Genomic DNA, 4,878 nt, shown 5'->3' with positions numbered 1-4,878 from the left:
TCGCCGACGCCGGCGAGCCGCGTCCAGGCGAGGCGGTCGGCGAGCATGCGGGCGGGGTCGGCCCAGGATCCCGCGAGGTGCGGCCGTGCGCCGGGCGACGCCGCGTAGGCGTCGAGCGCGACCACGTCGTCGGGTGCGAAGGGCCGCAGCAGGAGCCGGGCGGTGCGGATCGGACCGCGCACGTCCACCGGGTCGAGCGCGGGCAGGTCGCCGTCCACCGGGAGGCCCCGGGTCAGGAGGTGGCGGGCGGCTTCGCCGCCCACTCGTCGGCCAGCACGGCGTAGTAGAGGCTGTCGACCCACTCGCCCTTCACGAGGTGCTCCTCGCGGAAGAGGCCCTCCCGGCGCATGCCGAGGCGCTCGGCCATGCGCGCGGATGAGGCGTTGCGGGCATCGAGCTGCGCGAGGACGCGGTGGGCGCCCGCGCGCTGGAAGGCGATGTCGAGCATCGCGCGGCTGGCCTCGGTGGCGTAGCCGCGGCCGGCGAAGTCCGGGTTCATGACCCAGCCGATCTCGAGCTGCCGCGAGGCCGCGTTGCGGAGGAGGAGCGACACGTCGCCGACTACCCGGCCGGATCCCGCGCGCGGGTTGAGGCTCGGCTCATCCGGCAGCTCGACGGCGAGCCCCAGGAAGTCGTTCGACTGCTCGAGCCGCGTCTTCCGACGGCGGGCGGCCAAGTGGCGCTTCGACGCCTCGCGGTCGCGGAGCGGCCAGAACATGTACTCGACCACGTCGGGCCGGCGCTGGATGTCGGCGTAGTCGTCGAGGTCGTCGGCCGTGTACGGGCGGAGCACCAGGCGCTCGGTGCGCACCGGTCCGGTCATCCTGAGCGGCGCGTCGAGGCGCGGACCGCGGAGGATGCGGGGCCTCACGACGCCTGGCCGGCCTCGGCCGTGCGCGGCAGCGCGACGGCGACGGGGGAGGACACCGCGGCGGGCATCTCGACGTCGAGGCCGAAGAGCGCCTGCACCGCGTCGACGACGCGCGCCCCCTCGCCCTGGCGCGCGAGCTCGCGCGCGCGGACGGACGGCTGGTGCACGAGGACGCTCACCAGGTGCCGGAGCGCCTTCTCGGTGGCCTCGGAGGAGTCGCCGCGCTTGCGGACCCGCTCGAGCTCGCCCTCGAGGACGTCGAAGATGTGGGTGCGCAGGGCCACGACCGCGGGGGCGACCTCGTCCTCGGCGCTCGCGGCGCGGAACTCGGCGGCGGCGGTGCTGACGATCTCCCGCGCGTCGTCCGTGGCGGTGAGGTCGCGCAGCGGCGCGTGCAGGCTGATGGTCTCGAGGTCGAGGAGCTCGACGCCCTCGACCGTGACGACGTCGGGATCCACGTTGCGGGGGAGCCCCAGGTCGATGACGAGGCGGCGGCGCCCGTCGCCCGACACCGCGGCTGCGCCCTGCATGTGGTGCGCGGCGAGGACGGCGGTGGGAGCTGTGCTGCAGGTGACGACGATGTCGGACGCGGCGAGCGCCTTCAGCAGGTCGCGGCCCTCGACGGCGGGGATCCCGTGCGGGCCGGCGAACTTCGCGGCCCGGCCGGAGGGGGAGTAGACGTGCACGTCGACGACGCCGCGGTCGCGGAGGGCGGCGAGGCTGGCGCCCGCGTAGGCGCCCGTGCCGACGAGCAGGACGCGTGTGGCGGACCAGTCGGCGATGCGGCTCTCGGCGAGATCCAGCGCCAGGCGCACCATCGACCGGCCGGCGCTCTGGAGGCCCGTGCGGGTCTTGACGCCGCGCGACGTGTTCGACGCGGTCTGGAAGAGGCGCTCGAGGCCCGTGCTCGTGGTGCCGCCCGTGCGGGCGCCCTCGAGCGCGCGGCGCACCTGGCCCGCGATCTCGCCCTCGCCGACGACGACGGACTCGAGGCCGGAGGAGACGGCGAAGAGGTGCTCGGCGACCGCGTCGCCGCACTTCACGTCGACGCTGCCGCGGACGTCGTCACGGGCGATGCCGCTGGCGCCGCTGACCACGTCGACCGTGGCCTCGACGGCGAGGGCGCGGGCCGCGGTGAGGGGCTCCTCCACGTCGAGGTACGCCTCGAAGCGGTTGCATGTGGCGAGGACGACGGCCCCCGCGATGAAGTCGTTCTGCTCCATGAGCGTGCCGGCGACGGAGGGTGCGGCCACGGACAGCTTCTCGAGGACATCGAAGCTGGCGTTGTGATGACTCGCCGTCAGACATATGAGCACGCTCCATGGTAATCCTCCCCGCCGTGTGGTCGCGGCCGGTGAGGGTGCCCTGCCCAGCGACCGGCGGGAGCGCGTCGCCGTCCGCGCGACTCCCCAGCCGAGCGGGCGCGCAGGCGGGGGATGCGATGATCTTCCCCGTGATCACGCCCAGCTCCTCCGCTCCCTCCGCGCCCTCGTCCGCCGCCGTCCCGCTCCCCGCTGAGCACCCGCTCAACACGCGCACCGCGTCGTCGCTCCTCGTCGAGGCGTACCGCGGTCACCGCGGCGAGCGCGCGCCCGTGTGGTTCATGCGCCAGGCCGGGCGGTCGCTGCCCGAGTACCGCGAGCTGCGCGTCGGCACGCGCATGCTCGACGCGTGCCTCGACCCGGAGATGGCCAGCGAGATCACGCTGCAGCCCGTGCGCCGGCACCACGTCGACGCGGGCATCTTCTTCAGCGACATCGTGATCCCGCTGAAGCTCGCGGGCGTCGGCGTCGACATCGTCGCGGGCCGCGGGCCGGTGCTCGAGAAGCCCGTCCGCACCGCGGCCGACGTCGCCGCGCTGCCGTCGCTCGACCCGGCCGCCCTCGAGCCCATCCGCCAGGCCGTCGCGCGCACGGTCGCCGAGCTCGGCGACACGCCCCTCATCGGCTTCGCGGGCGCGCCGTTCACGCTCGCCGCCTACCTCGTGGAGGGCGGCCCGAGCAAGGACCACATCGCGGCCCGCGGTCTCATGCACGCGGATCCCGACGCCTGGGACGCCCTCATGCGCTGGTGCGCCGAGATCACGGGCGTCTTCCTGCACGCGCAGGTCATGGCCGGCGCCTCCGCCGCGCAGCTGTTCGACTCGTGGGCGGGCGGCCTCTCGCTCGCCGACTACACCCAGCGCGTCGCCCCGGCCTCCGCCCTCGCGCTCGACCACGTGCGCACGATCACCGCCGCCGACGGCCGCACGGTCCCGCTCGTCCACTTCGGCGTCGGCACGGGCGAGCTGCTCGGCGCGATGCACGACGTGGGCGTCGACGCGGTGGGCGTCGACTGGCGCATCCCGCTCGACGAGGCGTCGCGCCGCCTCGGCGGATCCGTGCCCGTGCAGGGCAACGTCGACCCGGCGCTGCTCGCGGCGCCGTGGCCCATCCTCGAGGCGCACGTCCGCGACGTCCTCGAGCGCGGGAAGGCCGCGCCGGCCCACGTGCTCAACCTCGGCCACGGCGTGCCGCCGGAGACCGACCCGACCGTGCTCACCCGCATCGTGGACCTCGTCCGTGAGTAGCGATCCGCGGCAGGCAGCGGGCGAGGTCGACCCGACCGACGTCGTCGTGATCGGCGGCGGGGTGGGCGGCCTCATCGCCGCCCGCGCGTGCGCCCTCGCCGGGAAGCGCGTGATCCTCGTGGAGGCCTCGGGTGCGCTCGGCGGCACCGTCGGATCCCACGTGGTCGACGGCCTCCGCCTCGACAGCGGCGCCGAGAGCTTCGCCACCCGCCGCGGCACCGTCGCCGCGTACCTCGAGGGGCTCCGCCTGGGGGAGCTGGGCCTCGCCGACCGCATCGTGCAGCCGAACCCCGACGGCGCGTGGGTCCAGCTCGCCGAGCGCGCGATCCAGCTGCCGCGCACGGGCCTGCTCGGGATCCCCGCGCACCCGTTCGACCCCACCATCGTCACCGCCATCGGCCGCGCGGGCGTCGCCCGCGCCAAGGCCGACCTCCTCCTCCCCGCCGCGGTCGGCGCGAAGGAGCGGACGCTCGGCGGCCTCGTCCGCGCCCGCATGGGCGACCGCGTCGTCGACCGGCTCGTCGCCCCCATCGTCTCCGGCGTGCACAGCGCCCACCCCGACGAGGTCGACGCCGACGCCGTCGCGCCCGGCCTCCGCGCCGGCCTCGCGGAGCACGGGTCGCTCGGGCGCGCGGTCGCGTCCATGCGCGCCGCGTCGCCCGCGGGATCCGCCGTGAGCGGCATCCTCGGCGGCGTGCACCTGCTGGTCGACGCGCTGGTCGCCGACCTCGCGCGCCTCGGCGTCGACGTGCGCACCTCGCTCGCGGTCGAGGCCGTGCACCGGCACCGCTCCCACGAGGGCGCGGCCGCGTCCGACGACTGGCACGTCGAGCTCGCGGACGGCCGCGGCATCGACGCGGCGGGCGTCGTCCTCGCGATCCCGGCGGCCGGGCTCATCCACCTCTTCTCGGGTCTCGCGCCGCGCGCCGTCACGGAGGGCTGGCCCGAGCCGTCCTCCGTCGAGCTGGTCACGCTCGTCGTCCGCGCGCCCGAGCTCGACGCCGCCCCCCGCGGCACCGGCGTGCTCGTCGCGGCCGACGCCCCGGGGATCCGCGCCAAGGCCCTCACGCACGCCACCGCGAAGTGGCCGTGGCTGAAGGAGCTCGCGGGCGACCGCCACGTCCTCCGCCTCTCCTACGGGCGCGCGGGCGGCGACGACGACACCGCAGGGCTCCCCGACGAGGAGCTCACCGCGATCGCCGTGCGTGACGCGTCCGCGCTGCTCGGGGTGGACCTCGCCGGCCGGGTCACCGGATCCGCCCGCGTGCGCTGGACGAACGCCCTCCCGTTCGCCGCCTCCGGCCACCGCGAGCGCGTGCAGGCCGTGCGCGACGAGGCGGCGGAGCACCCCGGGCTCGAGATCACCGGGTCCGCCGTCGCGGGCACCGGCCTCGCCTCCGTGGTGGCCGACGCGCAGGCCGCCGCGGCACGCGTCCTG

At 76.1% G+C, this 4,878-nt stretch carries 4 protein-coding genes and 1 pseudogene; 2 read left to right on the top strand and 3 right to left on the bottom strand.

Going from position 1 to position 4,878, the window contains the following annotated elements; translation table 11 throughout:
• The 3 genes and pseudogenes from DZG00_RS12260 to DZG00_RS12250 form a co-directional block, all read right to left on the bottom strand.
• Positions 1-218: pseudogene (locus DZG00_RS12260) on the bottom strand (GNAT family N-acetyltransferase); the annotation flags it as partial.
• A 14-nt stretch (positions 219-232) separates the two neighbouring features.
• A complete protein-coding gene (locus DZG00_RS12255; RefSeq protein ID WP_119382706.1) occupies positions 233-823 on the bottom strand; it encodes a GNAT family N-acetyltransferase in 591 nt (196 codons plus the stop codon).
• A 44-nt stretch (positions 824-867) separates the two neighbouring features.
• Entirely contained in the window at positions 868-2,187 is a 1,320-nt protein-coding gene (locus tag DZG00_RS12250) for a glutamyl-tRNA reductase (protein ID WP_119382703.1), read from the bottom strand.
• A 125-nt stretch (positions 2,188-2,312) separates the two neighbouring features.
• Here DZG00_RS12250 and hemE point away from each other — a divergent pair, with 125 nt between their 5' ends.
• Both hemE and DZG00_RS12240 read left to right on the top strand, forming a co-directional pair.
• Positions 2,313-3,440 (top strand): uroporphyrinogen decarboxylase, encoded by a 1,128-nt coding sequence (gene hemE / locus DZG00_RS12245; RefSeq protein ID WP_119382704.1) that lies wholly within the window; start codon positions 2,313-2,315, stop codon positions 3,438-3,440.
• On the top strand, positions 3,433-4,878 hold a 1,446-nt coding region (locus tag DZG00_RS12240; RefSeq protein ID WP_119455670.1), incomplete at its 3' end, for a protoporphyrinogen/coproporphyrinogen oxidase. The genes hemE and DZG00_RS12240, both read left to right, overlap by 8 nt.

Origin of the sequence: Clavibacter lycopersici (genome assembly GCF_003576405.1) — a bacterium.
GTDB lineage: Bacteria > Actinomycetota > Actinomycetes > Actinomycetales > Microbacteriaceae > Clavibacter > Clavibacter lycopersici.
Note: the sequence above shows the minus strand (reverse complement) of the source record. Positions and strands in the feature narration are given on the sequence as shown.

What these genes read in the sequence shown, in the direction of transcription:
- DZG00_RS12255 (WP_119382706.1), bottom strand. Translation starts at nt 823, where the DNA reads ATGACCGGACCGGTGCGCACCGAGCGCCTGGTGCTCCGCCCGTACACG.
- hemE (WP_119382704.1), top strand. Translation starts at nt 2,313, where the DNA reads ATGATCTTCCCCGTGATCACGCCCAGCTCCTCCGCTCCCTCCGCGCCC.